The organism is Moorena sp. SIO2C4 (genome assembly GCF_010672485.1).
Lineage (GTDB): Bacteria > Cyanobacteriota > Cyanobacteriia > Cyanobacteriales > Coleofasciculaceae > Moorena > Moorena producens.
Map to the genome: position 1 here is coordinate 1 of NZ_JAAHGN010000827.1, position 3465 is coordinate 3465.

At 40.4% G+C, this 3465-nt stretch carries 2 protein-coding genes and 1 pseudogene; all 3 read left to right on the plus strand.

Annotated elements, in window-relative coordinates; all coding sequences use genetic code 11:
• The first annotated feature begins 380 nt into the window (after positions 1–380).
• Positions 381–1238, plus strand: a complete 858-nt coding sequence (locus F6K20_RS29805; RefSeq protein WP_287297100.1) for an alpha/beta hydrolase family protein — start codon at positions 381–383, stop codon at positions 1236–1238.
• A 9-nt stretch (positions 1239–1247) separates the two neighbouring features.
• On the plus strand, positions 1248–3182 hold the full coding sequence (locus F6K20_RS29810) for a VMAP-C domain-containing protein (protein ID WP_287297102.1): 1935 nt from the start codon (positions 1248–1250) through the stop codon (positions 3180–3182).
• Position 3183: 1 nt separating this feature from the next.
• Positions 3184–3465: pseudogene (locus F6K20_RS29815) on the plus strand (AAA family ATPase); the annotation flags it as partial.

Consider the following 3465-nt stretch of genomic DNA (forward strand, 5'->3'; position numbering starts at 1 on the left):
GGAAACCCCCAAGACCGCTTAGGTGCGCTTTCCGTTGGCGAATTAAATTCGCCACGGGTCGCACCTCTGCATCGCTTACAAAGGGTGTGAGACTAATGTCGATGTCCTAACTGCCCTGGCGACTGCTGTAAATTGATAATATAAACAGGAGTTACGCGGTTAGGTTTATTTCCCACCCAAAATTGGGAGGCTAGGGGGGCGAAATCAACTTAACCACGTAAGTTCTGTATAAGGGTAAGTTTTCAGAACTTTCTCGATAACAACAAAGTTTCTAAAGTTGCTGGAGGAGTTGCTAGCTTTGCTACAGCACCTGTGGCTGCGGAAGCTCTTTGAGATTCTAGTATTTGAACCAATCCTTACACAGATAGGTAGGTAATGGTATGGCTAAGATTGTGGGTGTTCATGGTATTAATCAAGAATTTAGAGGTAGTAATACAATTTATGCTCAGTGGCTACCAGCCCTCAAGGATGGTTTGGAGCGTGTTGGAGCTAGATTAGATTCTGATCATGAATTCCGCTGTGCCTTTTATGGAGACCTGTTCAGAGGCCGCTCGAAATCAGCAATAGGGATACCTAACTATGACGCCAGTGATATTGACTCGGATTGGGAGAAGGAACTCCTCCTGGAATGGTGGAAAGAAGCAGCAAAAGTAGAAGATGATATTAAAGGCCCAGCCGATCTATCAAGAGAAAAGGCAACACCGAGACGTGTTCAAAAAGCTTTAAATGCCTTAACTGGTTCCAGGTTTTTTGGTGGTGTTGCTGAAAAGATCGTGATTTCTTTTCTCAAGCAAGTTGGGGGTTACTTCCATAATCCAGAGTTAAGACAGCAAATTCGCGGACGCATTGTGGAAGCGATTGACCAAGATACCCGTGTATTGGTTGGTCATTCCCTCGGGTCAGTTGTCTGTTACGAAGCCCTATGCCAACACCCAGAATGGTCAGTGGAGGTTTTTGTGACTCTAGGTTCCCCATTGGGGATAAAAGGGCTGATTTTTGATCGCCTGGAACCCTCACCGGTCTCTAATTTGGGGTCTTGGCCGGGAAGTGTCAAACAGTGGATCAATATTGCGGATGCAGGAGATATTGTTGCTTTAGAAAAAGAGTTAAATCCTTTATTTAACGGATTAGTCGAAGATAAACTTATTTATAATAGATCTGATCCTCACAATGCCAGTAACTATTTCACAGCATCTGAAACAGGAGAAGCTATTAAGTTAGGCTTGATGGATGAGTAGACGAGGTATATGGCGGGAAAACCCAGGTATTATTTAATCGCTTGTGGCACAAGTAATTACAACGATCACGATGTAGATAACTTGGATAGTGTGCCGACAGACTTACAGAGAGTGGTTGATTTATTCACTCAGCAATTTGGATATGAAGAAGCATTGACAAATCTTCGTTTAAATCCGAAGAAAGATGAGTTAATCAAAGAATTTTCAAATTGGCTTCAGCAAGAACGATGTGAGAGCGATCGCGTAATCTTTTACTATTCCGGTCATGGTGAATATTGCCAAGGAGATAGACATTATCTTTTAATGGAAGATACGATTCTAAATCAACTTCCTCAGACATCATTACCAACGGAAGAGTTAGTTCGTCCTTTGAACAATGAAGGAGTTAAGATCAAACAAATCCTGTATATTATTGATACTTGTTATTCTGGGGTCGGAATAAGTGATGTCTCTAAATTTACTACACAAGTTGTTCAGAAATACCAACCGGTAAAAGGAGCAGGTATCGCAGTTCATGGGATTGCGGCTTGTCGTGCCAAAGATACAGCAAAAGAAGATGTATTTTCTAGCGCTTTGGAGCAAGTTATTAACGATTTAAAAAACTACGATAATTTATATATTCCTCTAGATTATCTAGTTGACCAAATTAATCAGATTATTTGCTCAAATCAACGTGCTTCCTACTCAGCTTCTGGCTCTGAGATATCTGCTATTTTCTTTCCCATTCTGCCTAAGACTATACAAACATGGGAAGAAAAGCAAGATGAACTGATTAGCAAACTTTTTGCTGAATTAAAGAAACACCCAGAAGATAGCTTACTTCAGCTTAACTCCTTTATTTTAAGCTCTAAAAATATTGAAAATCTTGTCTTATACGATGAATTTATTCTGGATTGTACAGAAATCAAAAAAAGACTGACTGAATTAGGAGAAAAACCAGTTTCAAGAGGAATATGCCCTCTAGTGGCTTGTGCAGAATGGTGTCGCCAAAGATTTTATAAACAGAATAATATATCATTGAGGCTACTTGCTAATACTATTAAAAATTGGCAACAGGAAGTTATAAAATATAGAGAAGAGGCAAACCTCTCTACAATCCAAGAATCTGTTAAAAAAGCTGATTTAAAATTTCAAGAACTGATTAAGAAAGAAAATCTGCGACTTCAAGTTGAAATTGAACCAGAGTTTGATAATGATAATGGTACAGGACAAGCCTCTGGTGCATTATTTTTGAGTATGAGTCTTTGGCTGGAAAGTCAGGATTTACCACTTGGTCGGTTTGCAGAGAAGATACGCTTAGAACCTCGGGAAAGTGAAGAGAGTTTCCCTGAGCAAGAGAATGAGAGTTTATACACTAATCTTGAAAAAATTTTGCCCAACTTAATTCGCAAGGCTCGTTATAGTTTACCTGCACGAGTTAATTTAACAATTGAGTATTTTCTTCCCTTCAACTATTTCAAAACACAATTGGATAATATTAGGTTTAAGCGAGGGAGAAACCTAACACCCCTGGGTGAGGAGTATCCAATTTTTATCAACTCCTTTGAACGATATTTTGATCAAGATTTTCTTGAGATTCGTGATGAGATTGAAGTCAAGAAGCAAGGGTTATGGAATGATGTAAATAATCCAGTAACTGAACCCAGTGTCCCTGGGGAATTTGAAGGGGATGATATCTATTATATGGGTACAGACCCATCAGATTCCGATCTAGAAAGAATTGAAGAGGCTTTACCCATTGCGGTCTGGAGTCGGAACGTGAACCAACCTCTGATTGAAGGAGAGCATCTAAACCTCTCAGAATGGCAAAATTGGCCTAACAAAATACTCAAATTACGCCAAGACAAAAAATACAAAGACTTAGAAGTAACCCTTCTCTGGGATGATTTATATCCGAAGCCTTCCCGAAGCTCTAGACCCTTGAATACCGACGTAGTGGACTAAAATGCCAAAAGACCCAACATCTGACCAGCAGGATCTTCGCATCTACCGGGGCTTAACCCTTAGTGCGGAAAGTTTACCAACTCCAGAAGAGCAACAACAACATCTGAGTCGTATGCCACCGCCCCCGCCTTGGCGCACCTTTGGTCTGTCAGTTGAGCAATGGCGTGAAAAAGCAGAATCAAAAAATACCCAAGACATCGTAAGAAAGATTAATCCAAGGGCATTGGGGTTTGTTCCGACCAAGCAAGCGGTAGAATTGGTGAATGCTGCATTGTGTTTACGA